General features: G+C 59.3%; 21 protein-coding genes. 15 read left to right on the forward strand and 6 right to left on the reverse strand.

Annotated features, from left to right (window positions below; genetic code table 11):
* Positions 1–156: 156 nt before the first annotated feature.
* On the reverse strand, positions 157–657 hold the full coding sequence (gene tpx, locus JFT85_RS03695; protein ID WP_053256330.1) for a thiol peroxidase: 501 nt from the start codon (positions 655–657) through the stop codon (positions 157–159).
* 169 nt (positions 658–826) lie between these two features.
* Between tpx and JFT85_RS03700 the strand changes: the two genes are divergently transcribed.
* From JFT85_RS03700 to JFT85_RS03755, 12 genes are all read left to right on the forward strand, one after another.
* Positions 827–2,116, forward strand: coding sequence for a glycosyltransferase (locus tag JFT85_RS03700; RefSeq protein ID WP_053256331.1), 1,290 nt, complete (start codon positions 827–829; stop codon positions 2,114–2,116).
* 72 nt (positions 2,117–2,188) lie between these two features.
* Positions 2,189–3,094 carry an AraC family transcriptional regulator gene (locus JFT85_RS03705; protein ID WP_053256332.1) on the forward strand — a complete coding sequence of 302 codons (906 nt, stop codon included), beginning with the start codon at positions 2,189–2,191 and terminating at the stop codon, positions 3,092–3,094.
* A 233-nt stretch (positions 3,095–3,327) separates the two neighbouring features.
* Positions 3,328–8,034 (forward strand): dermonecrotic toxin domain-containing protein, encoded by a 4,707-nt coding sequence (locus JFT85_RS03710; RefSeq protein WP_201229239.1) that lies wholly within the window; start codon positions 3,328–3,330, stop codon positions 8,032–8,034.
* A 456-nt stretch (positions 8,035–8,490) separates the two neighbouring features.
* The gene (locus JFT85_RS03715; RefSeq protein ID WP_069553207.1) at positions 8,491–9,801 is read left to right on the forward strand and encodes an ABC transporter substrate-binding protein; all 1,311 of its coding nucleotides are present in this window, start codon (positions 8,491–8,493) and stop codon (positions 9,799–9,801) included.
* Positions 9,802–10,008: 207 nt separating this feature from the next.
* Entirely contained in the window at positions 10,009–10,935 is a 927-nt protein-coding gene (locus JFT85_RS03720) for a carbohydrate ABC transporter permease (protein WP_053256335.1), read from the forward strand.
* 10 nt (positions 10,936–10,945) lie between these two features.
* A complete protein-coding gene (locus JFT85_RS03725) occupies positions 10,946–11,776 on the forward strand; it encodes a carbohydrate ABC transporter permease (RefSeq protein WP_005788583.1) in 831 nt (276 codons plus the stop codon).
* A gap of 46 nt (positions 11,777–11,822) precedes the next feature.
* Positions 11,823–12,926 carry an ABC transporter ATP-binding protein gene (locus JFT85_RS03730; protein WP_053256336.1) on the forward strand — a complete coding sequence of 368 codons (1,104 nt, stop codon included), beginning with the start codon at positions 11,823–11,825 and terminating at the stop codon, positions 12,924–12,926.
* 16 nt (positions 12,927–12,942) lie between these two features.
* Positions 12,943–14,424, forward strand: a complete 1,482-nt coding sequence (locus tag JFT85_RS03735) for a mannitol dehydrogenase family protein (protein WP_201229241.1) — start codon at positions 12,943–12,945, stop codon at positions 14,422–14,424.
* A 148-nt stretch (positions 14,425–14,572) separates the two neighbouring features.
* Positions 14,573–16,054 carry a xylulokinase gene (gene xylB, locus JFT85_RS03740; protein WP_201229242.1) on the forward strand — a complete coding sequence of 494 codons (1,482 nt, stop codon included), beginning with the start codon at positions 14,573–14,575 and terminating at the stop codon, positions 16,052–16,054.
* Between the two features lie 12 nt (positions 16,055–16,066).
* Positions 16,067–17,005: a carbohydrate kinase family protein gene (locus tag JFT85_RS03745; RefSeq protein WP_078828144.1), complete on the forward strand. Its 939-nt coding sequence runs from the start codon at positions 16,067–16,069 to the stop codon at positions 17,003–17,005.
* Between the two features lie 159 nt (positions 17,006–17,164).
* Positions 17,165–17,434: a DUF2790 domain-containing protein gene (locus JFT85_RS03750; RefSeq protein WP_073638450.1), complete on the forward strand. Its 270-nt coding sequence runs from the start codon at positions 17,165–17,167 to the stop codon at positions 17,432–17,434.
* Between the two features lie 78 nt (positions 17,435–17,512).
* Entirely contained in the window at positions 17,513–17,911 is a 399-nt protein-coding gene (locus tag JFT85_RS03755) for a hypothetical protein (RefSeq protein WP_078828143.1), read from the forward strand.
* On the opposite strand, the gene JFT85_RS03760 is transcribed toward JFT85_RS03755, so the two are convergent.
* Both JFT85_RS03760 and ilvA read right to left on the reverse strand, forming a co-directional pair.
* On the reverse strand, positions 17,908–18,177 hold the full coding sequence (locus tag JFT85_RS03760; protein WP_053256342.1) for a DUF1652 domain-containing protein: 270 nt from the start codon (positions 18,175–18,177) through the stop codon (positions 17,908–17,910). The genes JFT85_RS03755 and JFT85_RS03760 overlap by 4 nt on opposite strands.
* A gap of 222 nt (positions 18,178–18,399) precedes the next feature.
* On the reverse strand, positions 18,400–19,422 hold the full coding sequence (gene ilvA / locus JFT85_RS03765) for a threonine ammonia-lyase, biosynthetic (RefSeq protein WP_201229244.1): 1,023 nt from the start codon (positions 19,420–19,422) through the stop codon (positions 18,400–18,402).
* A 273-nt stretch (positions 19,423–19,695) separates the two neighbouring features.
* Here ilvA and JFT85_RS03770 point away from each other — a divergent pair, with 273 nt between their 5' ends.
* Both JFT85_RS03770 and map read left to right on the forward strand, forming a co-directional pair.
* Positions 19,696–19,896: a ParD-like family protein gene (locus tag JFT85_RS03770; RefSeq protein WP_053256343.1), complete on the forward strand. Its 201-nt coding sequence runs from the start codon at positions 19,696–19,698 to the stop codon at positions 19,894–19,896.
* On the forward strand, positions 19,896–20,651 hold the full coding sequence (gene map, locus JFT85_RS03775) for a type I methionyl aminopeptidase (RefSeq protein ID WP_201229246.1): 756 nt from the start codon (positions 19,896–19,898) through the stop codon (positions 20,649–20,651). Before JFT85_RS03770 ends, map begins: the two co-directional genes overlap by 1 nt.
* Before the next feature lie 1,111 nt (positions 20,652–21,762).
* Here the strand turns inward: map and JFT85_RS03780 are convergent.
* Together JFT85_RS03780 and JFT85_RS03785 are read right to left on the reverse strand one after the other, a co-directional pair.
* The gene (locus JFT85_RS03780; RefSeq protein WP_073638453.1) at positions 21,763–22,701 is read right to left on the reverse strand and encodes a magnesium transporter CorA family protein; all 939 of its coding nucleotides are present in this window, start codon (positions 22,699–22,701) and stop codon (positions 21,763–21,765) included.
* Positions 22,702–22,707: 6 nt separating this feature from the next.
* Positions 22,708–24,294: a RimK family protein gene (locus tag JFT85_RS03785; RefSeq protein ID WP_053256346.1), complete on the reverse strand. Its 1,587-nt coding sequence runs from the start codon at positions 24,292–24,294 to the stop codon at positions 22,708–22,710.
* A gap of 94 nt (positions 24,295–24,388) precedes the next feature.
* Between JFT85_RS03785 and JFT85_RS03790 the strand changes: the two genes are divergently transcribed.
* Entirely contained in the window at positions 24,389–25,489 is a 1,101-nt protein-coding gene (locus tag JFT85_RS03790; protein WP_053256347.1) for a GNAT family N-acetyltransferase/peptidase C39 family protein, read from the forward strand.
* Here the strand turns inward: JFT85_RS03790 and sfnG are convergent.
* Complete coding sequence (gene sfnG / locus JFT85_RS03795) at positions 25,473–26,558, reverse strand: dimethylsulfone monooxygenase SfnG (RefSeq protein ID WP_201229248.1); 1,086 nt, start codon at positions 26,556–26,558, stop codon at positions 25,473–25,475. The two genes, JFT85_RS03790 and sfnG, sit on opposite strands and share 17 nt — an antisense overlap.
* Between the last annotated feature and the right edge of the window lie 160 nt (positions 26,559–26,718).

Here is a 26,718-nt window from a genome sequence, read left to right on the forward strand (position 1 = left end):
TATTTACCTTGGGCTTACAACTTTTAACTTCTGACCTTAGTCCGTTCGCTATTTCATTAAACCGCTGACGGGTAAATAAAAACGGCCTGGACTAGGCCAGGCCGCAATCATGTATCAAGCGTGTTACTGCAAAACGACAGTAATGCGCTGAAACAGTTACTTCAAAACAGCCAGGGCGGCTTCGTAGTTCGGCTCTTCACCGATTTCGCTGACCAGCTCGCTGTGCAGCACGTTGTTGTTTTCATCCAGCACGACAACTGCGCGTGCGGTCAGGCCTTGCAGCGGGCCGTCGGTCAGAGACACACCGTAGTCAACGGCAAAGTGGGCGTCGCGGAAATCCGACAGGCTCAGCACGTTGTCCAGGCCTTCGGTGCCGCAGAAACGCTTCTGGGCAAACGGCAGGTCGGAGGAGATGCACAGCACAACGGTGTTGTTCAGGGTGTTGGCTTCGGCATTGAACTTGCGCACCGAGGTGGCGCAGGTCGGGGTGTCGACGCTTGGGAAGATGTTCAGCACTTTGCGCTTGCCGGCGAACGTTTCCAGGGTGGCCTGGGACAGGTCAACGGCGGTCAGGCTGAACGCTGGAGCAGGGGAGCCGGTCTCCGGTAATGTACCTTCAACCTGGACAGGGTTACCACGAAGGGTGACTTGAGCCATGAACGGAATCCTTATACTGGGTTTGATTGAACGAATTCGAGAGCCCGAAGTTAACCACAAACTGAGGAGGCTACCTACCGCCAGACATAAATTCTCATAGCGCGCCAAGGACACGGGCCTATGGTTTAATTGCGCGCTTTTCGCACGCCCCTCAAGGAATCCGTTGTCGATGAATCAGCCCGCCACCAAAGTCCTGGTCATTGGTTATGTCTGGCCGGAGCCGCGTTCCTCGGCGGCCGGCGGGCACATGATGCAGATTCTGCAGAGCTTTCTGGACCACGGCTGGGACATTACCTTCAGCAGTCCGGCGACCGTAGGCGAGCACAAGGCCGACTTGCCCGCGCTGGGCATACGCGAATGCGCCATTGAACTCAATAACAGCAGCTTCGACGACTTTATCCGCGAACTGGCCCCGGATATCGTGCTGTTCGACCGTTTCATGATGGAAGAACAGTTCGGCTGGCGCGTGGAGAAATGCTGCCCCGATGCTGTGCGCGTACTGGAGACGTCTGACTTGCAAAGCCTGCGCGACGCCCGTCATCAACGTTTCAAGGATCACCTGAAAGCCCATCCCGACAGCGATGACTTTACCGCGCTGTTCCAGCCGGCGCTGGCGCAGGAATTCCAACTGATGGCCAACACCGACGTGGCCAAGCGCGAGATCGCCGCCATTTACCGCTGTGACATCAGCCTGATGATCTCCGACGTGGAAATCCGCCTGCTCACCGAGCAATTCAATGTGCCAGCCGCCCTGCTCCACTGGTGCCCATTGATGCTGCAGCCCCCCACCGAGGCCTTTGCGCCGTTTGAAGACCGTGCGCATTTTCTTAGCATCGGTAACTTTCGCCACGCGCCCAACTGGGATGCGGTGCTATGGATGAAGAACGGCGTCTGGCCCTTGATCCGCCAACAACTGCCGGGCGCCCAGCTGCATATCTACGGATCGTACACACCGCCAAAGGCGACTGCGTTGCATAACCCGGCGCAGGGTTTTCATGTGATGAACTGGGCTGAAGATGCCCTGCAAGTGATGTCGGCTGCACGTATCTGCCTGGCACCCTTGCGTTTCGGCGCCGGGATCAAGGGCAAACTGGCCGACGCGATGCTGTGTGGCACGCCGAGTGTGACCACCCCCATCGGTGCCGAAGCGATGGGCGACGGCCACGCCTGGCCGGGCGTGATCGAACCGAGCGCGCCAGCCCTGGCGGCGGCCGCCATCGCTCTGTATCAGGACCGTGAGCGCTGGCGCCAGGCCCAGGAACAAGGGCGCCAGCTGCTTGCCCGGCGCTACGATCAAACGGTCCATGGCCCGGCACTGGTGGAATGCCTGGAGCACTGTCGCCGCCATCTGGCGGCCCATCGGCGGGACAACTTCACCGGTAGCATGCTGCGCCACCACGCGCATAAAAGTACCCAGTACATGTCGCAATGGATCGAGGCAAAAAACCGCACGGTATAAACACCGACGCTGGCGAGGTCGCGCGCAAGGGGGCATTATCCTACGCAGCAACCACAATAAAGCGACGGCAGCATGACCCGAGCAACGCGAATCACCGACCCTTCCTACGAGCTGATGGACGATCACAACGGTCTGTCCATCATCTATCGCCAACACGGCTTCCCCTGCCCGCTGGTGCGCTGGCATTTCCATAAGGAATACGAACTGCACTTGATCGTCGCAAGTGCTGGCAAAGTGTTCATCGGCGACTACATCGGCAACTTCTATCCCGAAAGCCTGTTCCTCACCGGCCCCAACTTGCCTCACAACTGGATCAGCCAAGTGGAGGACGGTGAGCGGGTGCCCAAGCGCGACATGCTGGTCAATTTCACCGACGAGTTGTTCGAGCATGGCAGCCACATTTTCGCCGAACTCAAGACGCTGACGCCGTTATTGGAGCGGGCTCAGTACGGCATCGAGTTTCGCTGCAAAAAGACCATCGCCCAGGCCATGACCTTGATGCAGCGCATCGAGGAGGCCCAAGGCATGGCGCGCCTGGGGCACTTCTTTATTTTGCTGGAAGTGCTGAGCGCGTGTGAGGACTACCAATTGCTGTCCGGCGCGACCACCCTGCAATGGGCCGACGAACACAGCATCGACCGCACTAACCGCGCGGTGGACTACATCTTTGCGCACTACGCGCGGGAATTGTCGCTGGAGGAAGTCGCGGAACACCTGGGCATGAAGCCAACCTATTTCTCGCGTGTGTTCAAACAAGCGACGGGGCGCACGTTTATCGAGTTTGTTAACCGACTGCGTATCAGCAAATCCTGTGAGCTGCTGGCCGATGGCGATAAAGCGGTGACGGACGTGTGCTTCGAGTCGGGCTTCAACAATATCTCCAACTTTAACCGGCGCTTTCAGCAGCTCAAGGGTATGACGCCGTCCCACTACCGGCGCCTGGCTGTGCAGCGCCTGACCGAGCAGAACCTGGGATAGTTGGACGTCAGGTCTTACCGTTCATGCAATGCACCCACCTGCTGCCCCTCACTGTGCTCTATGGAAAACATTGCATTACATCCGGCAACACTGGCCGGTGAACTTCTACACGCCCAATACCAATAATCCTACGGTTTGTTCGAGATAGGTTTCCACGAACTTATCCGCCCTGTACGCATTAGATAACGACTGCGTATCAGGTCATATCTCGCACCGCTTAGGAAAACTTTCTTATGAGAATCGAGCCATTACGCTCCAGCCTGTCTCACGCTTTCGTCAGCCCTACACAACCCCAGTCCGACGTTACCCCTATTGATCATGCGCGGACTAAACGTGACAGCCTGGTGGTGGATCTGACCACTCAACAGATCGCAACCCGATTGATCAGAGCAGGCGATACCGCCCTCTGCGCCCTGTATAGCGCCGCATTGATGGACCAGGTCATTGCCGATCCCACCGGAAAGAAACGCTCACGGGAGACCCGCGTCATTTCCGATATTCCGCCCTTCTCGACATTCGGTAGAGCCTGGGCGCAGCTTGCCCACGCCATTCAAAGCGAGCCGTTTGCAGGTTTCGCCAGGCAACACAAAATTGATCCATCAACCCTTATCTTGAACACGCAGTCAGGATGGACGCTTGATTGCATTGCTGACGGTCAACCTCGCAGTTTCAGCAAATACTCTGCGGGCTATGAGCAGGCCACCGCAGCGGTCACCGCCGCCGCTCGGGCGTTCCACTCGCCACCAAGAACAACGCTGAAATACACCGGCGCGAACCTTGCGCCTGCCGAGGTAGTAGGCAACTTCTACGGCGCGCGCCAAGACGCCACCCCAGCGGACGTCCTCCACTCTATCGCGCTGCTGCAACAAAACGACGCCTTCGATGCACTGCGTGAACCCGACGCCAAAGCACCCGCGTTCAACCGCCCCGCGTATTCGCACATCCGACAGCAACAACGTGAAGCGATAGAAGAGGTTGCAGGGGAAATCGCATTGAAACCCGAGCTTCTTTCCGCGTCGCAACACGCGCCCACGCCGTCGGTTGCGGAGGCTGATCGGCAAATGGCGAGAATGTACGGCAGCGCCTTGTTAAGTCTCAGACCCGAAATGGCGCGTTTCGGCAACGGCCCACGCACCGGCTTTTTAATGTCTGAGATACCTGAACACTCCACCCTGGGGCAAACCCTGCGCAACACCAGCGTGCCGCCTGGCAAAGATGCGCAGATCAGCCTTGCCTGGATCACCAGCTTTTACGCCGAGCCAGGTAATGACGACACGTTGGTGGGCGTGCTCGCACAAGCCTCAACGCTCGCTCGCAACGGCTTTCAGGCGCTGAACGCGTCCACCCCTCCCACCGACATGCGTTCACGCGCGGTCCAGCAACGCCAACGCGCCGCTATCCAGAAGCTCAAAGCCCCCAACGCCACTCCACCTACCGAGTCTGCGCCACCGCCTGACACACCCAACCCACCCGTCAACCCGCTGGCCGCTATCGCACGCCGACAGTTTGCGGGTGAGCCCAACCTGTTCTCGGTAGTCGCACGCCTGCTCAGTGAGAGGATCAAGCAGGCCGCCCCCGCGTTGGACGTCGACGTAAACCAGATCGCCATCGAAATGCCCGACGTGGACAACCCAGGAGCACTCAAGCGAATCCCCTTGATGACACTTGCCCTGGACTATCTGGCGGGCGGCGATGCCCCAAGTCTCACCGCCAGTCATAGAGCGTTTGATACTCGCCCGGATTTGCTGGCAAGGACTGGCAACGCTGGCGACGTCCCACTGGCCCTCGACCCGTCCGCCCTGAGCGACGTCATCGGCAGCCTGCCGGCCCAACTGAATCAGGCCTTCGAGGCGGATTCGCGTGAATACTGGGACAAGCAGGCCTTCAGCGCGCCAACCAATGCCGACAGCGTTTTCACCGGCAGCCACCGTGATGTGGTCAAACGTATTTTGCGCAGTAACCTGCAACTGGCCAGCCTGAAACAACCCGGACTGGATGAGGCGCAACGGGAAACCATCGACATGGTCGTCAGGCATCCCGAAGGCTCGACACGCCCCGCCCCGCTTGACCCCAATTCATCCGGAGCCACCGTCTATACCCTGGCGGGCTCAACAGCGAACATGGTGATTCATCGCTACTTGGCGGACTCAAATCGCGCCATTCTCTTATTGGTGGAACCCAGCGGGAAAATCACGCCTTATAACACCTGGGACGCTATCGAAAAGACGCAAGCGGTTCGCCAGGCACTCGATGGCAATCTGTTCGATGCCCAGGCTGACGCCCTTATCAAACACGCTCAAGGCGATAGCCTGCTAACCCCGCCACCCGGCACAAATAACCCGACGCACACAACGAACCCACTGCCTGACTGGCTGGATAGCGCCGACGAAGCGCAGCGATTTGTGATGCATGAGCTCAGCCAGGGCCTGGCGAGCTTCCTGCAGCGTCACAAAGGCCAGGCGTACAACAGCGACATCAAGGACATCCGCACGTTTGCGCAGCAACGATTTGACCTGTTACCGCCAAACAAGCATCTAACGCCGCACGCCGCCGAAGATCTTGAGGTGGTCTTTAAAGTGCCTTACGGGACGCAGCGCTCGGGTTTTATTGATCGCCAAACCATGAGCCTGACTGACATGCTGCTCAACAACCTGTCGGGACTGCCGAACGGCCAAATAGAGGTGTTTTTCAAGACAGGACTCAAGGATGAAAACGGCGATGAAATAAAAGTCAGAGTGCCCGCACTTGAGAAAGAAGGTGTGCTCAAGCAGCTGATTACAGACCTCGATATCGGCAAAACCTACCCTGCATTACTCAAGGAAAAACTCCTCGACAACCCCACTGAAATGGCCGCGCGTCGATCATTGTTTGCCCAGCAAGTACCAATCGAACTGCAGCTCAAGGCGCTGGAACTGAGCATCAAAAAGCAAGCCGGTTTCAACGCCACAGGGTTCCGATACATCCAGGAAATACTCAAGCCGGGGCCTGGCCCCAGGATCGTCGACGCCAAGGAGATCGTCATTCGACCGTTGGCCTTTGATAACAAGGCGCAAGGCACCACCGATGTGGTCGAAGGTGCCTACCTGATCGAACCCAAAGACAGCACGAGCGGTCCGCATATTTTGTACCGCCCGCTGATGGCAGATGCCCCTCTGCTGCAATTTCCTACTCGCCAGGCACTGCTGGAAGCCCTGCAGCAGCCGGGCAAATTGCAAAACGACACCCTTGCGTGGTTGCCTGACGAAACGACTCGACAGCTCTACCGCGGCAACGGTTTTAAACACCCCAACCTGGTGATATTCGGGTTCAACCTGGGCTCCGTTTCCGCCAACGAGACGATCCCGTTGGCCGTGGACACGCGCCTGCAGCAAACGCTGCAAGACGGGAAGTTGATGGAATACCTGTACGAAGCCAACGCCCAGAACTTGATCACCCTCGCCGGACAACACTCGACATCCGACGCAAAAAGCCGCTGGCAGTCGCTCAAGACCGGGGGGTTCCTGCTACTCAATGCGCTGTTGCCAGCACTACGCGGCCCGGGTGCAATCCTCGGCCTGGCGTTGCAGGCTGAGGGCATCATCAACGACCTGGAGACGCTGCGCGATGACGACTCGAAGAATAAACAGGCGGCGCTGACCGATCTGTTGGTCAACCTGGCGACGTTGTTGATCCATTTCAAGGCGCGATCATTGTCCGAGCCCTCCAACACGCACTCAGCAATACCGATAACCGAGGGCACACGGTTGATCGATGGTGCTGTGCCACCCACCCCACCTCCACAGCGCTTTCGAATGGGCGGCCCACTGGAACAAATCACCCCGTTGGACGGGGAGATCCAAACCAACGTAGATACTTACAACCGTAAAGGCCAAGAAGTAAAGCGCCTGAACATTATTGGCCATGCGGCTGACCCTGAGGGCGAGCAAGCCGCGAGGATTGTAGGCGAAGGCGATAAACTTTACACGGCGGAAGATATTAATAATGAACTCATCGCACGAGGCATTGATATTCGAAACTACGCGGAAGTGCGCCTCCTCGTCTGTTACTCATCCAAAGGCGGTGAAAACTCCCTGGCGGCACAGCTGCACGCTCTGACTGGAGTTCCCGTCAAAGGCTATGAACGTACGGTAGAGCTGGGATACGCTACCCGCGACGGCGGGATAGATCCGGAAGACATATACAAAACAGCGCTCAATAAATTTCGTGCCAAGTACCCCAGGTTCTCTGAAGCTGACAAAAAAGAACTCGCAGAAATAGAACTAAACAACAAATTAAAAGACATTGATCTTTTTATTAACGTGGAAAAGAAGACCGGTAAAAAAGTCAGAGTGAACTGGGGAACGCTAGCAGCTCCGATCTGGGAGGAGGTGGAAGTCGATTACCGCCCCAAGCGTTTCGGCCCCCCGAAGAGGCGGCTAGCGACTGGCCCTGTCGACGTTCAGAGCACGTCTAAAGAGCTGCGCAATATAGGTGAATATAAAGATTTCAAGGAACTGCCCACGCCTGAAAAACTGGCAAACAGCATTGCTTTTACAACGTCGGATGACGGCCAGTATGAATATTTTCTGGACCGACCGGAGGGCAGTAAAGAAGTCAGATTAAATATTGTTGGGCATGGCGACAAAGGTGGCGCCACCTTCAAAAGTGACTTAAAAGGCGCACAATCCTATTCGCCCGAAGCATTCGCCAAATTAATTGCACCCACGCTGAAAAATACCGGTGCTACCCAAATCAGGATGGTCAGTTGTAGGTCCGCCAGTACAGGCTTCTCTGAAGCGTTATCAAAACTCTTGAACGTTCCTGTGAAGGCGCCCGTTGGTACAGTCACACAGTTTGAAGTCATGAAAGACAGGTACTGGATTTTAGAGAAGTTCCCCAACCCACGTCGCCCCCACGACCACGAGTGGAAGACCTTTACACCGACTTCACCGGCTGCGTAAACAGTCAGCGTCCCGGTGACTCGGGACGCGCCCGCTTTAAGCCTTTGGCGGACTTTGAAGACGTTTGCCCGGCCCCTCTATTGAGGCTGACACCGCCGAGTTTTATTACACACAGCGGGAAACTCCGCAACCCAACGAGGTCGTTTTCAAAAAGTGCACGTCTGCTCAAACACCGACGATCAAAGATTACCGGGACACCCTCAGTCGGACAGTCCGCGATCCACACGGCATGCCGTACGTCGACTGTGCGGCGGTGCTTTTCGCCAAACGTCGGTAAACCGTTTCAGCCGCCCACGCAATGAGTGCAAAAAAGTATCAGTCCCAGTGCGCCCAAGGATTTGTCACACGCCCATTTCAACGCTGTAATCAACGCACACTCTTCCTGACCGTCTGTAGGAAGACACAACAACAATAACTGTCCTTCTGTAGCCCTCGGGCGCGGAAATGGAGTGCGCGATGAAGTTCACAGCAAAAGCTCTGCTTGCCTGCACCTGCATGACCCTCAGCGCCGTCAGCCTTGGCGCGCAAACCCTGACCATTGCCACAGTCAACAACAGCGACATGATCCGCATGCAAAAGCTCTCGAAAACCTTCGAGACCGAGCATCCGGACATCAAGCTGAACTGGGTGGTGCTCGAAGAAAACGTGCTGCGCCAACGCCTCACCACTGACATTGCCACCCAGGGCGGACAGTTCGATGTGCTGACCATCGGCATGTACGAAGCTGCACTCTGGGGCGCCAAGGGCTGGCTGGAGCCGATGAAGGACCTGCCAGCGTCCTACGACCTCGACGATGTATTCCCTTCTGTGCGTGACGGCTTGTCGGTAAAAGGCGCGCTGTACGCCCTGCCGTTCTATGCCGAAAGCTCGATCACCTACTACCGCACCGACCTGTTCAAAGACGCCGGGCTGAGCATGCCCGAGCACCCGACCTGGACCCAGATCGGCGAATTCGCCGCCAAACTCACCGACAAGAGCAAAGAACAATACGGCCTGTGCCTGCGCGGCAAAGCCGGTTGGGGCGAGAACATGGCGCTGATCACCACCCTGGCCAACGGTTACGGTGCGCGCTGGTTCGATGAGAAGTGGCAGCCGGAATTCAACGGCCCAGAGTGGAAGGACGCGTTGAATTTCTACGTCGACAACATGAAGAAATCCGGCCCACCGGGTGCTTCCAGCAACGGTTTCAATGAAAACCTGGCGCTGTTCAACAGCGGCAAGTGCGCGATCTGGGTCGACGCCAGCGTCGCCGGCTCGTTCGTGACCGACAAAACCCAGAGCAAGGTCGCCGACCATGTCGGCTTCACCTTCGCCCCACACGAGAAGACGGACAAGGGCACTTCGTGGCTGTACTCCTGGTCCCTGGCGATCCCGACCAGCTCCAAAGCCAAGGACGCTGCCAAGGTGTTCACCAGTTGGGCCACATCCAAGGAATACAGCCAACTGGTCGCCAAGACCGACGGCATCGCCAACGTACCGCCAGGTACGCGCAAATCGACCTACAGCGACGAGTACATGAAGGCGGCGCCGTTCGCCAAAGTGACCCTCGAATCGCTGAAAGTCGCCGACCCGACCAAACCGACCCTCAAGCCAGTGCCGTATATCGGTATCCAGTTGGTGACCATTCCCGAGTTCCAGGCGATTGGTACCCAGGTCGGCAAGTTCTTCTCGGGCGCGCTGACCGGTCAGCAAACGGTGGATCAAGCCTTGACTGCCGCGCAGACCACCACCGAGCGTGAAATGAAGCGGGCGGGTTATCCCAAGTAAAGCAGGCTAGCCCCTGTCAATGTGGGGACCCGTTTCATGTGGGAGCTGCTTTAGCTGGGAGCTGGCTTGCCTGCGATGCAGACATCTCGGTCTGTCAGTTAAGCCGAGTGGATGCCATCGCAGGCAAGCCAGCGCCCACAAAAGCCCGCGCCCACGTTGACCGCGCTTCGACTCTCGTTCTGCATGTACCTGACTGGTTCTGACCCTATGAATACCAACGCTGCCCAAGTGCAAACCGCCCCGCAGGAAACGCCGCGCAAAAGCCGCCTGGCCAACCCCGGCTGGTTCCTCGTCAGCCCCTCGGTGGCCTTGTTGCTGCTGTGGATGATCGTGCCGCTGGGCATGACCCTGTACTTTTCACTGATCCGCTACAACCTGCTCTACCCTGGCGAAAACCAATTCGTGGGGCTGGAGAACTTCACCTACTTCATCACCGACTCGGGCTTCCTGCCCGGCGCCACCAACACGCTGTTGCTGGTCGGCAGCGTGTTGCTGATCAGTGTGGTGTTCGGCGTGCTGATCAGTGCGTTGCTTGAGGCGAGTGAATTCTTTGGTCGCGGCGTGGTGCGGGTGTTGTTGATTTCGCCGTTCTTCATCATGCCTACCGTCGGTGCGCTGATCTGGAAGAACCTGATTTTCCACCCGGTGTCGGGCGTGCTCGCCGCCGTGTGGAAGTTGTTCGGCGCCGAGCCCGTGGACTGGCTGGCGCACTACCCGTTGCTGTCGATCATCATCATTGTCTCGTGGCAATGGCTGCCCTTCGCCATCTTGCTGCTGATGACCGCCATGCAGTCCCTCGACCAGGAACAAAAGGAAGCCGCACGCCTGGACGGTGCCGGCGCCATCGCGATCTTCTGGCACCTGACCCTGCCCCACCTGGCCCGCCCGATTGCCGTGGTGGTGATGATCGAGACGATCTTTTTGCTCTCGGTGTTCGCCGAAATCTTCACCACCACCAACGGTGGGCCGGGCTACGCCTCGACCAACCTCGCCTACCTGATCTACAACCAGGCGCTGGTGCAGTTCGACGTGGGCATGGCCTCGGCCGGCGGCTTGATTGCCGTGGTCATCGCCAATATCGCGGCGATCATCCTGGTGCGGATGATCGGCAAAAACCTGACTGACAAGCCTTGAGGGCCGCGCCATGACGCTTCAACAATCCCGCCGCCTGCAAAGCCTGTTGCTCGGCACCCTGGCCTGGGCCATTGCGATCCTGATTTTCTTCCCGATCTTCTGGATGGTACTGACCAGCTTCAAAACCGAAATCGACGCGTTCGCCACGCCGCCGCAGTTCATCTTCACGCCGACGCTGGAGAACTACCTGCACATCAACGAGCGCAGCAACTACTTCGCCTACGCCTGGAACTCGGTGGTGATTTCATTCAGCGCCACCGCCCTGTGCCTGCTGATCTCGGTGCCGGCCGCGTACTCCATGGCGTTCTACGAAACCCAGCGCACCAAGGGCACGTTGCTGTGGATGCTGTCGACCAAAATGCTGCCACCCGTGGGCGTGCTGATGCCGATCTACCTGCTGGCCAAGAGCTTTGGCCTGCTGGATACGCGCATTGCACTGATCATCATCTACACCCTGATCAACCTGCCGATTGTGGTGTGGATGGTGTACACCTACTTCAAGGACATCCCCAAAGACATCCTCGAAGCCGCCCGCCTGGACGGCGCCACGCTGTGGCAGGAAATGGTCCGCGTGCTGCTGCCGATTGCCAAGGGTGGCCTGGCCTCCACGGTGTTGCTGTCGCTGATCCTGTGCTGGAACGAGGCGTTCTGGTCGTTGAACCTGACCTCGTCCAGCGCCGCGCCCTTGACCGCACTGATCGCCTCCTACTCCAGCCCCGAAGGTTTGTTCTGGGCCAAATTGTCTGCCGTCTCGACCCTGGCCTGTGCGCCGATCCTGATTTTTGGCTGGATCAGCCAGAAACAGCTGGTGCGCGGTTTGTCCTTCGGCGCCGTGAAATAACGGCTGTTCTCTAACAAAAACGAATTTAGACGTGGAGGCCCATCCCATGGCCAACCTGAAAATCAAGAATCTGCAAAAAGGCTTCGAAGGCTTTTCCATCATCAAGGGCATTGACCTGGAAGTGAACGACAAGGAATTCGTGGTGTTCGTCGGCCCATCCGGCTGCGGTAAATCGACCCTGCTGCGTTTGATCGCGGGCCTTGAAGAAGTCACCGAAGGCACCATTGAACTCGATGGCCGCGACATCACCGAAGTCACCCCGGCCAAGCGCGACCTGGCGATGGTGTTTCAGACCTATGCGTTGTACCCGCATATGAGCGTGCGCAAGAACATGTCGTTTGCCCTCGACCTGGCCGGCGTGGACAAGAAGCTGGTGGAAAGCAAAGTCAGCGAAGCGGCGCGCATTCTCGAACTCGGCCCGTTGCTGGAGCGCAAGCCCAAGCAGCTGTCCGGCGGCCAGCGTCAGCGGGTGGCCATCGGCCGCGCGATCGTGCGTAACCCAAAGATCTTTCTGTTCGACGAACCGCTGTCCAACCTCGACGCCGCCCTGCGCGTGCAGATGCGCCTGGAACTGGCGCGCCTGCATAAAGAACTGCAGGCGACCATGATTTACGTGACCCACGACCAGGTCGAAGCCATGACCCTGGCGGACAAAGTCGTTGTGCTGAACAGCGGCCGTATCGAGCAAGTCGGCTCGCCGCTGGAGCTGTACCACCAGCCGGCCAACCTGTTTGTGGCGGGGTTTCTCGGCACGCCGAAAATGGGTTTCCTCAAGGGCAAGGTCACCCGTGTTGAGGGCCAGGGCTGTGAGGTACAACTGGACGCCGGCACCCGGATCAGCCTGCCGCTCAGCGCTGCCAGCTTGAGCGTGGGCAGCGCGGTGACCCTGGGCATTCGCCCGGAACACCTGGAAATAGCCGCGCCCGGCCAAACCACGCTGACTGTCACCGCCGACGTCGGCGAACGCCTGGGCAGCGACACCTTCTGCCACGTCATCACCGCCAACGGCGAGCCATTGACCATGCGGATTCGCGGCGACATGGCCAGCCAATATGGTGAAACGCTGCACCTGCACCTGGACCCGGCGCACTGCCATCTGTTCGACACCGACGGCGTGGCCGTGGCCCGACCACTGCGCGCTGCCGCCTGATTTCGCGAGATATGTGATGAAACTGAATAAACAGAACCTCACCCAACTGGCGCCGCACGTGAAAATCCCGGCCTACGCGATTGCCAGCACTACGCAGGGTATCGCCCATATCGGCGTCGGCGGTTTTCACCGTGCGCACCAGGCGTATTACACCGACGCCTTGATGAATACCGGCGCTGGCCTCGACTGGAGCATCTGCGGCGTCGGCCTGCGTGCCGAAGACCGCAAGGCCCGCGACGACCTGGCCGGCCAGGATTACCTGTTCACCTTGTATGAGTTGGGCGATACCGACGACACCGAAGTGCGGGTAATCGGTGCCATCAGCGACATGCTGCTGGCCGAAGACGGCGCTCAAGCGCTGATCGACAAGCTGGCCAGCCCCGAGATTCGCATCGTCTCGCTGACCATCACCGAGGGCGGCTACTGCATCGACGACAGCAACGGCGAATTCATGGCCCACCTGCCGCAGATCCAGCACGACCTGGCGCACCCTGAGTCACCGAAAACCGTGTTCGGCTTTATCTGCGCGGCGCTGACCAAACGCTGCGCGGCCGGCACTGCGGCCTTCACCGTAATGTCCTGCGATAACCTGCCGCACAATGGCGGGGTCACGCGCAAGGCGCTGCTGGCGTTTGCTGCCCTGCACAACGCTGAGCTGCATGACTGGATCAAGGCCAACGTCAGTTTCCCGAATGCCATGGTCGACCGCATCACGCCCATGACCAGCACCGCCCACCGTCTGCAGTTGCACGATGAACACGGCATCGACGATGCCTGGCCGGTGGTGTGCGAACCCTTTGTGCAGTGGGTGCTCGAAGACAAATTCGTCAACGGTCGCCCGGCCTGGGAAACGGTCGGCGTGCAGTTCACCGATGACGTCACGCCCTACGAAGAGATGAAGATCGGCCTGCTCAATGGCAGCCACCTGGCCCTGACCTACCTGGGTTTTCTGAAGGGTTACCGGTTTGTTCACGAGACCATGAATGACCCGCTGTTCGTCGCCTATATGCGCGCCTATATGGACCTGGACGTCACGCCCAACCTGGCCCCGGTGCCGGGCATTGATTTGACCCAGTACAAGCAGACCCTGGTGGAGCGCTTTTCCAACCAGGCGATTGCCGACCAGTTGGAGCGCGTGTGTTCCGATGGCTCGTCGAAGTTTCCCAAGTTCACCGTGCCGACCATCAATCGTTTGATCGCGGATGGGCGTGAGACGGAGCGTGCCGCACTGGTGGTGGCCGCGTGGGCGTTGTACCTCAAAGGTGTCGATGAGAATGGCGTGGCCTACACGATTCCGGACCCGCGGGCACAGTTCTGCCAGGGTCTGGTCAGTGATGAGGCATTGATCAGCCAACGGTTACTGGGCGTTGAGGAGATTTTTGGCACGGCTATTCCCAAGTCAGCGGAGTTTGTGGCAGCGTTCGAGCGGTGTTATCAAAGCCTTCGAGATCAGGGCGTGACGAAGACCTTGGAAGGTCTGCTCGCCAAGCTTAACTGACTAAACCGGATCAACATGTGGGAGCGGGCTTGCTCGCGAAAGCGGTGAGTCAATGAAGAATAAATTGACTGAAACACCGTATTCGCGAGCAAGCCCGCTCCCACATTGATCACACTTTCAATCCCACAACACTGCTGAGCACGCCACCATGACCCAGCAAAACCTCTACCTCGGCATCGACTGCGGCACCCAAGGCACCAAAGCCATCGTCCTCGACGCTTCCAGCGGCAAGGTGCTGGGCCTGGGCGCTGCCGCGCACACGCTGATCAGCGGCGCCAATGGCCGGCGCGAACAACACCCAAAGGAATGGCTGGACGCCTTCACCGAGGCCACTCACCGCGCCCTGCAACAGGCGGGCGTGGATGGCCAGGATATCCTCGGCATCGGTGTCTCCGGCCAGCAACACGGCCTGGTTTTGCTGGATAGCCAAGGCCAGGTGTTGCGCCCGGCCAAACTCTGGTGCGATACCGAAAGCGCGCCGGAAAACGATCGCCTGCTGGCGTATTTGGGTGGCGAGCATGGCTCGCTGGAGCGCCTCGGGGTGGCGATTGCACCGGGTTACACGGTGTCGAAGCTGCTCTGGACCCGCGAACACCACCCGGACGTGTTCGCCCGCATCGCCCATGTCCTGCTGCCCCACGACTACCTCAACTACTGGCTGACCGGCCGTGCCGTCGCCGAATACGGCGATGCGTCAGGCACCGGCTACTTCAACGTGCGCAGCCGTGAATGGGATGTGGCACTGCTCAAGCACATCGACCCGAGCGGCCGCCTGCACGCGGCGTTGCCGGCGTTGATCGAAGCGCATCAGCCGGTTGGCACGATCCTGCCCGCCATCGCCGAGCGCCTGGGCATCAACCCGAACGCCAGCGTCTCCAGCGGTGGCGGCGACAATATGATGGGCGCCATCGGCACCGGCAATATCGCCCCCGGTGTCATCACCATGAGCCTGGGCTCATCCGGCACCGTGTATGCGTTTGCCGACCAGCCGAATGTCAGCCCGCAGGCATCGGTGGCGACCTTCTGCTCCTCCAGCGGCGGCTGGCTGCCGTTGATCTGCACCATGAACCTGACCAACGCTACCGGGGTGATTCGCGAGCTGTTCGACCTCGACCTGGCGGCGTTCAACGCATTGGTCGCCCAGGCCCCGATCGGCGCCGATGGCGTGAGCATGCTGCCCTTCCTCAACGGCGAACGGGTGCCCGCCCTGCCCCACGCCACGGGCAGCGTACACGGCCTGACCATGACCAACCTGACCCGCGCCAACCTGTGCCGCGCAGTGGTCGAGGGCACCACCTTCGGCCTGCGGTATGGCCTGGACCTGTTGCGCCAGACCGGCCTGCAAGGCCAGAGCATCCGCCTGATCGGCGGCGGCTCGAAAAGCCCGGTGTGGCGCCAGATGGTTGCCGATATCATGAACACCGAAGTGGTCTGCACCGAACAGAGCGAAGCGGCGGCCCTCGGCGCGGCGATCCAGGCCGCCTGGAGCCAGTCCGGCGAGCCCCTGGCCAGCCTGTGCGACAAATGCGTGAGCGTCGATCTGGCCAGCCGTACGCTGCCGTCGGCCGACCATGTAAGCGCCTATCAACACGCCTACGAGCGCTATCAACAGCTCGTGGCAAGCCTTTAAGAGCGAACGACTATGTATCTGGTGTGTGGCGAAGCGCTGTTCGATTTTTTCAGCGAAGAGGATGCCAGCGGGCAGGCCTCCAAGGTCAATTACAAAGCGATTGCCGGCGGGTCGCCGTTCAACGTCGCGGTTGGGTTGCGTCGCCTGGGCATTGAGGCCGGGCTGTTCGGCGGGTTGTCCACCGACTTCCTTGGGCGCCGCTTGCTGCAAGTGCTCAGGGACGAAGGCGTGAGCGAGCAATTCCTGGTGGAGTTCGCGGCGCCGACCACGCTGGCAATGGTCGCCGTGGGTGCCAATGGCTCGCCGCAATACAGCTTTCGCGGCGAAGGCTGTGCTGACCGCCTGCTGGAGGTCGCGCACCTGCCGACACTGGGCGACGAGATTCGCGGGCTGCACATCGGCTCGTTTTCGCTGGTGGTGCAGCCGATTGGCGACACATTGCTGAGCCTGGTCAAGCGCGAAAGCGGCAAGCGCCTGATCAGCCTCGACCCCAACGTACGGCTGAACCCGCAGCCGGACATCCAGCTTTGGCGTGACCGCGTGGCCGAGCTGGTCAAGCACGCCGACCTGATCAAAGTCAGCGATGAAGACTTGCACCTGCTTTACCCCGATCAGTCGCCGGAAAGCGTGCTGCACGGCTGGCTGCAACACCGCTGCCAACTGGTGTTCCTCACCCGTGGCGGCGACGGCGCCAGCGTCTTCAGCCGCCAGCACGGCACATGGTCGGCACCGGCGGTCAACGTGGTGATGGCCGATACGGTAGGCGCCGGGGATACCTTCCAGGCGGCGTTGATTGCCTGGTTGACCGAGCAGCAGCTGGATTCGGTGGAAGGCCTGCACCAGCTCACCCGTGCGCAGATCGACAGCATGCTGGGTTTTGCGATCCGTGCCGCCGCCCTGACCTGCAGCAAGACCGGGCCGGACCTGCCGTATCGCAACCAGCTCGGCTGAACACACGTTCATGAAGGTTTTGTCAGTTAGGCCGACATTAATCCAAGGTTAATCCCGCGCGTTGATCGTGAACGTGACCGCACTCACCGCCCTGCGGGGCACGTGCGGCCGCCGGTGCATCGTGTGGATGCGCCCGCGAACGACTTGCGGAGAACCCTCATGAAACTGCGTACCTTGGTTTTTACCAGCACACTGGCCCTGGCAGCGGTCTCGGGCCTGGCCCAGGCTGACACCCAGCAAGCCGCCGGCAAGCCGGTGCCCTATCAATACGGCATGCCCTTGAACATCGACAAGGTGATCGCCATGCACGAAACCGACACCCATGAGTGCAAGGTCATCAATGCCGATATCAAGTTCGTCGATAAAGCTGGAAAAGTCGAAGATGTGGGCTATCGGAAGATGTCCGAAGCCTGCGACTTTCAGAATTGAGCCGTTGAAAGGCACGCGACAAGCCCGCGCACAAACGCGTAATCTTGCGGGCTTGTCACCAGGCTGAAAGGATTCGCCATGCCGTTGAGTTTCCGCACCCTCGCCACCTTTACCGCCCTGTTGTGCTTCACCCTTGCCCTGCTCTGGGGGTTACGCCCGGGCCTGCTGCTGTGGCTGTGGAGCGTTGAGTACTCCAGCGCTACCGGCCTGGTTGCACGCCGCAACGCTGCGTTGTTCCTGGCCATCGGTATCATGTTTTATCGCGCACGCCATGCCCCCTCTGACGCGACACGCCGTGCCCTGACGAGCGGGTTTGCCACCGGCTGTCTGGTACTGGCAGGGTTGGGGCTAAGTGAATGGATCAGTGGCAATGCAGGCCCTGGCATCCTGCTGGCGGTGGCCACAGAAACCGTACTGGGCCTGGCGTTTATCCAGGCCCACAGGTCTTCGGTAATTCAACCTCAAGCGACAGGCTAGTAATAACCGCGCGCGCCGACTCTTTGCAGTGCGGGTGTATGGGTATGCTTGAGGTCTTCACGCAACCCGCTGATGAGATTGCAAATGGCCCGACTGCTGTCGAGTTTATCGGCGTTGATGCCTTTGACTTCCAAATCCACGCGGTCGCGGTCGCGGTCGTCATAGACCTTGATCGTCAGCGACGCATCTTCGGCTTTGGTGCATTCACACCGTTTGGGCAGGAAACTTCCTTCAATAATGCTGCGAAGTTCTAATTCCGAAAGCATGGCCAACCTCTCCTTTTATGAGACTGCCAACAAATTATTGTGTATCCGGCAGACGCTTGCCTGCCACGCCTTACCGACCCTGGAAGGCGCTTACATTCACCAGCCTACTCGGCAAACCGGAGTCTTGTTGTAACTTTTCCTCATAAGTGGCGGGCCGGTTTATATAAGTCGGTTGCCTCAGGGCAAATTATCGTCGAACAGCGTCGATTAAACGTTTATGCACTAACTTGCACCTTGTGCCGCCACTCTTTCAGCAACATGTCGCAAACTATCAAAGTTGATATTGGCCCCGGAATTCACCGCCACCAGGGTCTGCCCGCGCATGCCGTGTTGCCCCACATAGCAGCAAATGCCCGCTACCGCCAGCGCGCCAGAAGGCTCGGTGATGGAGCGCGTGTCGTCGTAGATCAATTTGATGGCACTGCACAATTCGTCGTTACTGACGGTGATGACCTCATCCACCCAGTCGCGACAGATCTCAAAGCCGAAGGCGCCGATCTGCGCCACAGCGGTGCCATCGGCAAACCCGTCGACACTCGGCAGCACCACGCGCTCACCCGCGCGCAGGGCCGCCAACAGGCAGCTGGAGCCTTCGGGCTCGACGCCGACGATGCGCACCTCGGGTCGCAGGTATTTGACGTAAGCGGCAATCCCGGCGATCAGGCCACCGCCGCCCACCGGCACAAAAATCGCATCCAGCGGGCCCTGTTGCTGGCGCAATAGTTCCATGGCCACAGTGCCTTGGCCAGCGATCACGTCCGGGTCGTCAAAAGGTGAGACAAACGTGCACCCCGAGGTTTCGGCCAATTGCAGCGCATGGGCCAGGGCAAACGGAAAGCTCTCCCCGTGCAGTACCGCCTCGGCCCCCCGCGAGCGCACGCCCAGCACCTTCAACTCCGGCGTGCTGCACGGCATGACGATACGGGCCTTGATCCCCAGCTCCAGCGCCGCCAGCGCCACGCCTTGCGCATGGTTACCGGCCGATGCCGTCACTACACCGCGGGCTTTTTGCTCAGGCGTCAGTTGCACGAGCTTGTTGTAGGCGCCACGAATCTTGAAGGAGAAAGTCGGTTGCAGGTCTTCGCGCTTGAGCAGTACCTGGTTGCCGAGCAACGCGGACAGTGCGGGGGCGACTTGCAACGGGGTACGCACCGCCAGGTCGTAGACCGGGGCGGCAAGGATCTTTTTCACGTAGTGCTCAAGCAGTCCGGGGTCGGCGGTGTGGGTCGCTGTGCAGGTGCTCATGGGTGTCTCCTGGCGTTTTGTAAAGGGCGCTGGAGACGGAAAAACAAAACCCGCCTCTAGGGCGGGTTTGGGTGCAGCCGTGCGCTATCCCGCCAAATGAGGAATGGCGGTAATAATGCTTGGCTGGCTGCGGAAGGCTTGAAAAGTCATGCAACGAAATTAACCGGCGATCACCCGGCAAGTCAATGCTCTACCGCCTTTCAGCGCGCCGGGGTTTACGAGCTATATACGAAACGTATACGCTTTGTATATCCACACAGCACAGTGAACCGCATGGGCATCGTCAAGATCACCGACCAACTGCACGAACAGCTCCGCCTGGCCAGCGCCGCCATGGACCGCTCGATCAACGCCCAGGCCGAGTTCTGGATCAAGATTGGCCTGCTCGCCGAACTCAACCCGCAGCTGCCCTACAACGAGCTGATCAATAAGCTGTTGCTGGACAAACCCGACCTGATCCGGGGGCGCGGCTGATGATCAAGACTCCCGCTCAACTGGCCGTCATGCGCGAATCCGGGCGCCTGCTGGCCCAGGTGTTCACGATGCTCGACGGTTTTGTCGCCGCCGGACGCTCCACGTTGGAGCTGGACAGCGCCGTCGAAGCCTTCATCCGTAACGATTTGCAAGCCCGCCCGGCGAGCCTTGGGCAATACGACTACCCCTTTTGCATCAACACCTCGATCAATGAAGTGGTGTGCCATGGCATGCCCAGCGCCAAGGAAATCCTTAAGGACGGCGATATCATCAACATCGACATCACCCTGGAAAAAGGCGGCTTTATCGCTGACTCCAGCAAGATGTACATGATCGGCAACGTGGCGCCCAAAGCGCAGCGGTTGGTGGAAAAGACCTTCGAGGCGATGTGGGCCGGCATCCGTCAGGTTCGCCCCGGCGCGCGCCTGGGTGATATCGGCCATGCGATCCAGAGCCATGCGCAGGCCAACGGCTACAGCGTGGTGCGCGAATATTGCGGCCATGGTATCGGCCGTGAGATGCACGAAGAACCGCAGATCCTGCACTTCGGCCGCCCTGGCACCGGGCTCGAACTGCGCGAAGGCATGGTCTTTACCATTGAGCCCATGCTCAACCAGGGCAGCGCCAAAGTGCGCAGCCTCAAAGACGGCTGGACGGTGGTGACCAAGGACAACAGTCTGTCGGCGCAATGGGAACACACGGTCGCGGTGACAGCAGAGGGATTCGAGATACTGACCTTGCAACCAGCCGCCTGAATGACACACACGTGTGAGAGCTGGCTTGCCTGCGATACACGCGGCGCGGTGTTTCAGGCGCTCTGCGGTGATGCCATCGCAGCATAGGTATCTACACATCTTTTTTTACGGGTTGAGTGCTGTGGTTGTCGGGGGGCACGCTGCGTACATATCCGTTGTTTGGGTCACGGCCGCAATGGGTACCGCCCTTACGGCGGGTCACTTTGGAAAAGCCCCAAAGTAACCAAAGGGCTCTTGCCCCACCACTCGGCACCTCGCCTAGGCTCGGTGTGCCCTCACTCCGGCTTTGGACCGTGGGCCGCCGCCATGGGCCATCCTTGGCCCATCGCGGCTAACCCGGCGTCCTGCCGGGTTACCCACGCTCCAAAGCCTGCGTTCGGCCAGCGTGGTTAACGGGGCGCCTAAGATCAAAATCAACAGCAGATCAAAATCAAAAGCAAAGCACGGCGGCCTAGTAGCCGACCTGAGTGGTTAGATCAAAAGCAAAACCGAGGCGGCCTGACAGCCGACCTGATCTTGGAAACTGAACTCAATCAACTGTGGGAGCGGGCTTGCTCGCGAAAGCGGTGTGTCAGTCAGCACATTTGTAACTGAACCACCGCATTCGCGAGCAAGCCCGCTCCCACATTTGGATCTCATTTCATCCGGTAAAAGTGCTGTTGCTGTGCTGTTGCTCTGCTTTTGCTTCAACCACTCAGGCCGGCTGTCAGGCCGCCGTGCTCTGCTTTTGATCTTGATCTTGATCTGACAGGCCCCGTTAACCACGATGGCCGAACGCAGGCTTGAATCCGTGGGTAACCCGGCAGGACGCCGGGTTAGCCGCACTGGGCCAGGGATGGCCCATTGCGGCGGCCCACGGATTCAAGCCGGAGTGCGGGCATGCCGAGCCCAGGCGAGGCACCGAGTGGTGGGGCAAAGCGTTTTTTGGTTACTTTTTTAGGCGTTTGTAAAAAAGTGACCCGCTGTAAGAGCGGAACCCATAGCCGCCGTTACCGCAGCAACGGATATGTACTCAATCTCCCTAACCCCTCACAGGCTTAAAGCAACACAAAGAGTTGCGTAGATACCTATGGCCATCGCAGGCAAGCCAGCGCCCACACGTGTTCAGTGCTCACACCACATTTGCGCCACCGGCGATGCGTTTGAGCCCCACCACCATCAACCCCGCCCCAACGCCCATCGCCACCATCAGCAGCGGGTACGACACCCACCAGGGCGTACCCGCTGTCATCATGCTGAACTCCGACATACCGCCCACGCTGGCAATCAGGTTGAGCGGCAGGAACACCACGTTGATCAACGTCAGCTTGCGCAGCAGGTTGTTCATGCTGTTGTTCATCAGGTTGCCACGCGCGTCGATCAACCCGGAAAACACATTGGAGTAGATCTCCGCCTGCTTGTAGCACTGGTGGTTCTCAATGATCAGGTCATCGATCAGCCCCAAGACCTCGGCGCTGAAATGTTCCTTTTCCCCGTGGTTGCGCAACCGCGACAGCACCGCGCCGTTGCTGTGCAGCGCGTTGATGTAATAGATCAGGCTCTCACTGAGGTTGAACATTTGCATCAGGTGATGGTTGCTCATCGACGCGTTGAACTGTTGTTGCAACTCACGCGCCACCAACTTGATCACCTTGAGGTGGCCCAGGTAGTGATGGATGTTGTTGAGCAACAGATCGAGCAGCACGTCCAGCGGCGTGTGCAGCGGGCGGCGAGCGCCAAGCCCGGACAGCGGGGTTTCATCGGTGGCAATCACCAGCAGGCGGCCCGGCGAAAACAACAGGCCGCAGGACGCCACTTCAAACATCAGGTTGCCACCGCCGGCGTATTTCTCCGGGCGTTTCCAGATCAGGAACAGGTAGTCGGGGTGAAATTCAATACGTGAGACTTCATCCGGGTCGAGCGCCGAGGCCAGGGCGTGTTCGTCGAGTTTGTGGTGGTCGCGCAGCCATTCGCGTTCGGCAACATCCGGGTTGTTGAACAGCATGATCGGCGCGTCGTCCCTGTCGCCGTTGCGCAGCTTGCCGTCGGTCAGTTCAAAACGCTGGATCATGGCGTGTCACCACACCTGGCCCTGGCGTTTCAACTCCAGGCGCCTTACAAACTCTTCCAGCACCAGCGCATACAGGTCGTCTTGCAAGTAGGCATCTTCGATACCGGCATCCATATTGGGGTTGTCGTTGACCTCGATCACCACCACCTTGTCACCGGATTGCTTGAGGTCGACGCCGTAGAGGCCATCGCCGATCAGGTTGGCGGTCTTGACGGCCAGTTCCACCACCGCCTTGGGCGCTTCGTGGACCGCCAGGGTACGGCATTCGCCGTTGATGTCCTGGCCGATGGCCTTGTGGTTGTAGATTTGCCAATGGCCCTTGGACATGAAGTATTGGCAGGCAAAGATCGGCTTGCGGTTAAGGACGCCAATGCGCCAGTCGTACTCGGTGTAGAAAAACTCCTGGGCCAGTAACAACACCGAATGTTCAAACAACTCGGCGGTGGCCTTGAGCAAGGCGGCCTGGCTTTCAACCTTGATCACACCCCGCGAGAAGCAACCGTCGGGAATCTTCAACACCAGCGGGAAGCCGAGGCGTTCGCCGACCCGCTCGAAATCTTCCGGTCGCTCCTTGTAGAGAATTTCGGTGGCGGGCATGCCCAGTTGATGGCTGTTGAGCAGGTCGGTGAGGTAGACCTTGTTGGTACAGCGCAGGATTGACGCCGGGTCATCCATCACCACCAGGCCTTCGCTTTCGGCTTTCTTGGCAAAACGGTAGGTGTGGTTGTCGACGCTGGTGGTCTCACGGATCAGCAAGGCGTCGTATTCGGCGAGGCGCGAATAGTCCTTGCGCTCGATCAGCTCCACATCAATGCCCAGGCCCTTGCCGACCCGCACGAAATTCTCCAGCGCCCTGGCGTTCGACGGCGGCAATTGTTCCTGGGGATCATGCAGGATGGCCAGGTCATAGCGGGCCAATCGACGTGAGCGCGGTTGGCGCCAGATCTTGCGGCTGAAGTTGTCGAGGGCGTGGGCGAACTGGTCTTCCTGGTCGTCGCGCAACTTGTGCAAGACGCCGGATTTCACCCCCTCGATATGCCAGCCGTTATTCTTGCGAAACTCAACTAACAAGATCGGGCATGGAAACGTTTCAAACAACTGACGGGCCAACTCCTGCAGCGGTTCTATATTGGTTCGGCCAAAGTACAGTGTCAGGGTAAAGCCTTCGGTATTGCTGTAGAGGTGATGATTCAAGGCTTTATCGAGGGTTTTATCCAAGTCATCCAGGGACAAGCCATACAGCGACTTCTTGGTCAGTTCGCTGATGGTACGCACCGAGGGAATCACCTTGTGCCCTCGTGCTTCGGCCAGCAACGAGCAGTAATAACCGTGCCCCAGGTACTTGTAGCTGCGGCACAGGTTGATGACCTGCACGCGCTTGCCCGTTTCGCTCTCGCGGGTTTGTTCGAGGTATTCCTGGGCCGTGACGATGTCTTCGCTGGGGAAGTAGGAGGCCCAATCTTCCTTGCGCTCGACAATAATCACGACTTGACTGGAACCTTTAAGAGGTGCGGAAAAATAACCGTTGGAAGTTATTGTCGCCGCGACGGTTTGCTCGGATACTTCACGCCAATGACTGTGTACCGCCGACATAATATTTGATCCGCTTTAGAGAACTCGACCTTTTCTATTAAGCACGATCTTTTAGAGAAGTCCCGTTTCGTTACGCAACTTTTACGGCGGTCATATGGCTCTTTCCTTTCGCGTTGCAACCCCCGCTGATGTGCCCGAATTGGTGGCACTGGAACAACATTGTTTCACCACTGACCGGCTGTCACCGCGCAGTTTCCAGTGGATGGTCAGCCGCGCCCATGGCCAGTTGCTGGTCGCGGAAAATGACCAGCAATTGCTCGGTTATGCGCTGGTGCTGTTCCATCGCGGCACCTCGCTGGCGCGGCTCTACTCCATCGCGATCGCCGAGCACGCACGGGGCACGGGCCTGGGCAAGCAGTTGCTGACACGCATTGAAGCCTGCGCCGTGGCGCATGATTGCGCTTACCTGCGCCTGGAAGTGCGCACCGACAACCCCGGCGCCCTCGCCCTGTATGAACGCAATGGCTACCGGCGCTTTGCCCTGATCAACGACTATTACGAAGACCACACGGCGGCCATTCGCCTGGAAAAACGCATTCTGCAGCATCAGGTCGCACGTCCGCAGAGCGTGCCGTACTACCAACAGACCACCGACTTCACCTGCGGCGCCGCTTGCCTGTTGATGGCCATGGGCGCGCTGGTGCCCAATCGGCAGGCACAGCGCCGTGAAGAGCTGCAAATCTGGCGCGAAGCGACCACCGTGTTCATGACCGCAGGCCATGGCGGCTGCAGCCCGCAAGGTTTGGCACTGGCGGCCTGGCGCCGCGGGTTCAAGGTGCGCATGCAGGTGAATGTACGCGGGCCGCTGTTTCTCGACGGCGTGCGCGACCAGCATAAAAAGGACGTCATGCGCCTGGTCCACGAAGCGTTTGAGGAAGAACTGGCAGGCAGCGATGTCGAGCAGGTGCTCGGTGGCGCGCTGGATTTACCTCAGGTATTGCAGGACGGCGGACAGCCACTGGTGTTGATCAGCAGCTACCGCCTCACCCGCTCCAAATCGCCCCATTGGGTGATGGTCACCGATTGCGACGCAGATTTCGTTTACCTGCACGACCCGGACGTAGACCACAGCCAGCATCGCCAGCCCCTGGACTGCCAGCACCTGCCGGTCAGCCATGGGGAGTTCGAACGAATGTGCCGCTTCGGCAATAACAAATTGCGTGCGGCGGTGGTGCTCTTCAAGCCACTTGCTTGATCCCGGCCTTGGCTTCCAGCGCGCGTACCAGCGGCAACACGCGTTTGCCGAAGTACTCGACTTCCTCCTGGAAATGCAGGAAGCCGGCCAGCACCAGGTCCACGCCCACGGCCTTGAGCGCGACGATGCGCTCGGCAATTTGCTGCGGGGTGCCGATCAGGTTGGTCTTGAAGCCGTCGTTGTATTGCACCAGGTCTTCGAAGCTGGACTTGGCCCAGTTGCCCTCACCTTCCGGCGAGGCCTTGCCGGCCTGCTTGGCGGCATCACCAAACGCATTCACCGCTTCGGGGTCGGCCTTGTCGATGATTTCTGCGAGCACCGCGCGGGCTTCTTCCTCGGTGTCGCGGGCGATCACAAAGGCGTTCACACCGACTTTGACCGCATGATTATTCGCCGCGGCCTTGGTGCGAATGTCGTCCACCTGGGCCTTGATGCCTTCCGGCGTGTTGCCGTTGGTGAAGTACCACTCCGACACGCGCGCGGCCATGTCCCGCGCGGCCCGCGAGCTGCCGCCCTGGAAGACTTCGGGCTGGCCCAATGGCTTGGGTTTGAGGGTGTAGTTGTTGAAGCGGTAGAAATCGCCCTTGAAGGTGAAATCGTCCTGGCTCCAGATGCCTTTCAGCGCGCGGATAAATTCCTCGGAACGGCGATAGCGCTCATCGTGCTCCAGCCACGGCTCACCGATAGCCTGGAATTCGCCCTTGAACCAGCCGCTGACGATATTCACCGCGATACGGCCGTTGGTGAGCTGGTCGATAGTCGCCAGTTGCTTGGCTGCCAGTGCCGGCTGCCACGGGCCGGGCAAGATCGCGGCGATGACCTTGAGCCTGGTGGTGGCCGCCAGCAGCGCATGGCTGAACGCTACGGACTCATGCTGGTTCTCGGCGCCGTAGCCGGCGGTGAAGCGAATTTGCGTCAGGCCGTATTCAAAGCCTGCCGCTTCGGCCAACTGCGCCAGTTTGCGGTTGTAGTCGATGCCCCAATGGGTGCGTTGTTCGATCTTGCTCACCACTAACCCACCGCTGACGTTGGGCACCCAGTAGGCAAATTTCACGGCTTGCTGACTCATCTAGCGGTACCTCGCACAAAGGGATGTACCCAAGGGTTGAGCAGCAAGCGTGCCAGGCCATGGCAAACGCCCTGGCCATGGGCATTGCGGTAAGAAACCCAGCGCCGGCTCGCTGGGCAGTTGCTGTCAGGGATCGCGCCGGTTTGTCGAAACACTGTTG

The organism is Pseudomonas sp. TH04, from assembly GCF_016651355.1.
Taxonomy (GTDB): Bacteria; Pseudomonadota; Gammaproteobacteria; order Pseudomonadales; family Pseudomonadaceae; genus Aquipseudomonas; species Aquipseudomonas fluorescens.

Bases quoted from the DNA above. Each gene is read 5' to 3' on its own strand.
- tpx (WP_053256330.1), bottom strand. From the start codon at position 657: ATGGCTCAAGTCACCCTTCGTGGTAACCCTGTCCAGGTTGAAGGTACA.
- JFT85_RS03700 (WP_053256331.1), top strand. From the start codon at position 827: ATGAATCAGCCCGCCACCAAAGTCCTGGTCATTGGTTATGTCTGGCCG.
- JFT85_RS03705 (WP_053256332.1), top strand. From the start codon at position 2,189: ATGACCCGAGCAACGCGAATCACCGACCCTTCCTACGAGCTGATGGAC.
- JFT85_RS03710 (WP_201229239.1), top strand. From the start codon at position 3,328: ATGAGAATCGAGCCATTACGCTCCAGCCTGTCTCACGCTTTCGTCAGC.
- JFT85_RS03715 (WP_069553207.1), top strand. From the start codon at position 8,491: ATGAAGTTCACAGCAAAAGCTCTGCTTGCCTGCACCTGCATGACCCTC.
- JFT85_RS03720 (WP_053256335.1), top strand. From the start codon at position 10,009: ATGAATACCAACGCTGCCCAAGTGCAAACCGCCCCGCAGGAAACGCCG.
- JFT85_RS03725 (WP_005788583.1), top strand. From the start codon at position 10,946: ATGACGCTTCAACAATCCCGCCGCCTGCAAAGCCTGTTGCTCGGCACC.
- JFT85_RS03730 (WP_053256336.1), top strand. From the start codon at position 11,823: ATGGCCAACCTGAAAATCAAGAATCTGCAAAAAGGCTTCGAAGGCTTT.
- JFT85_RS03735 (WP_201229241.1), top strand. From the start codon at position 12,943: ATGAAACTGAATAAACAGAACCTCACCCAACTGGCGCCGCACGTGAAA.
- xylB (WP_201229242.1), top strand. From the start codon at position 14,573: ATGACCCAGCAAAACCTCTACCTCGGCATCGACTGCGGCACCCAAGGC.
- JFT85_RS03745 (WP_078828144.1), top strand. From the start codon at position 16,067: ATGTATCTGGTGTGTGGCGAAGCGCTGTTCGATTTTTTCAGCGAAGAG.
- JFT85_RS03750 (WP_073638450.1), top strand. From the start codon at position 17,165: ATGAAACTGCGTACCTTGGTTTTTACCAGCACACTGGCCCTGGCAGCG.
- JFT85_RS03755 (WP_078828143.1), top strand. From the start codon at position 17,513: ATGCCGTTGAGTTTCCGCACCCTCGCCACCTTTACCGCCCTGTTGTGC.
- JFT85_RS03760 (WP_053256342.1), bottom strand. From the start codon at position 18,177: ATGCTTTCGGAATTAGAACTTCGCAGCATTATTGAAGGAAGTTTCCTG.
- ilvA (WP_201229244.1), bottom strand. From the start codon at position 19,422: ATGAGCACCTGCACAGCGACCCACACCGCCGACCCCGGACTGCTTGAG.
- JFT85_RS03770 (WP_053256343.1), top strand. From the start codon at position 19,696: ATGGGCATCGTCAAGATCACCGACCAACTGCACGAACAGCTCCGCCTG.
- map (WP_201229246.1), top strand. From the start codon at position 19,896: ATGATCAAGACTCCCGCTCAACTGGCCGTCATGCGCGAATCCGGGCGC.
- JFT85_RS03780 (WP_073638453.1), bottom strand. From the start codon at position 22,701: ATGATCCAGCGTTTTGAACTGACCGACGGCAAGCTGCGCAACGGCGAC.
- JFT85_RS03785 (WP_053256346.1), bottom strand. From the start codon at position 24,294: ATGTCGGCGGTACACAGTCATTGGCGTGAAGTATCCGAGCAAACCGTC.
- JFT85_RS03790 (WP_053256347.1), top strand. From the start codon at position 24,389: ATGGCTCTTTCCTTTCGCGTTGCAACCCCCGCTGATGTGCCCGAATTG.
- sfnG (WP_201229248.1), bottom strand. From the start codon at position 26,558: ATGAGTCAGCAAGCCGTGAAATTTGCCTACTGGGTGCCCAACGTCAGC.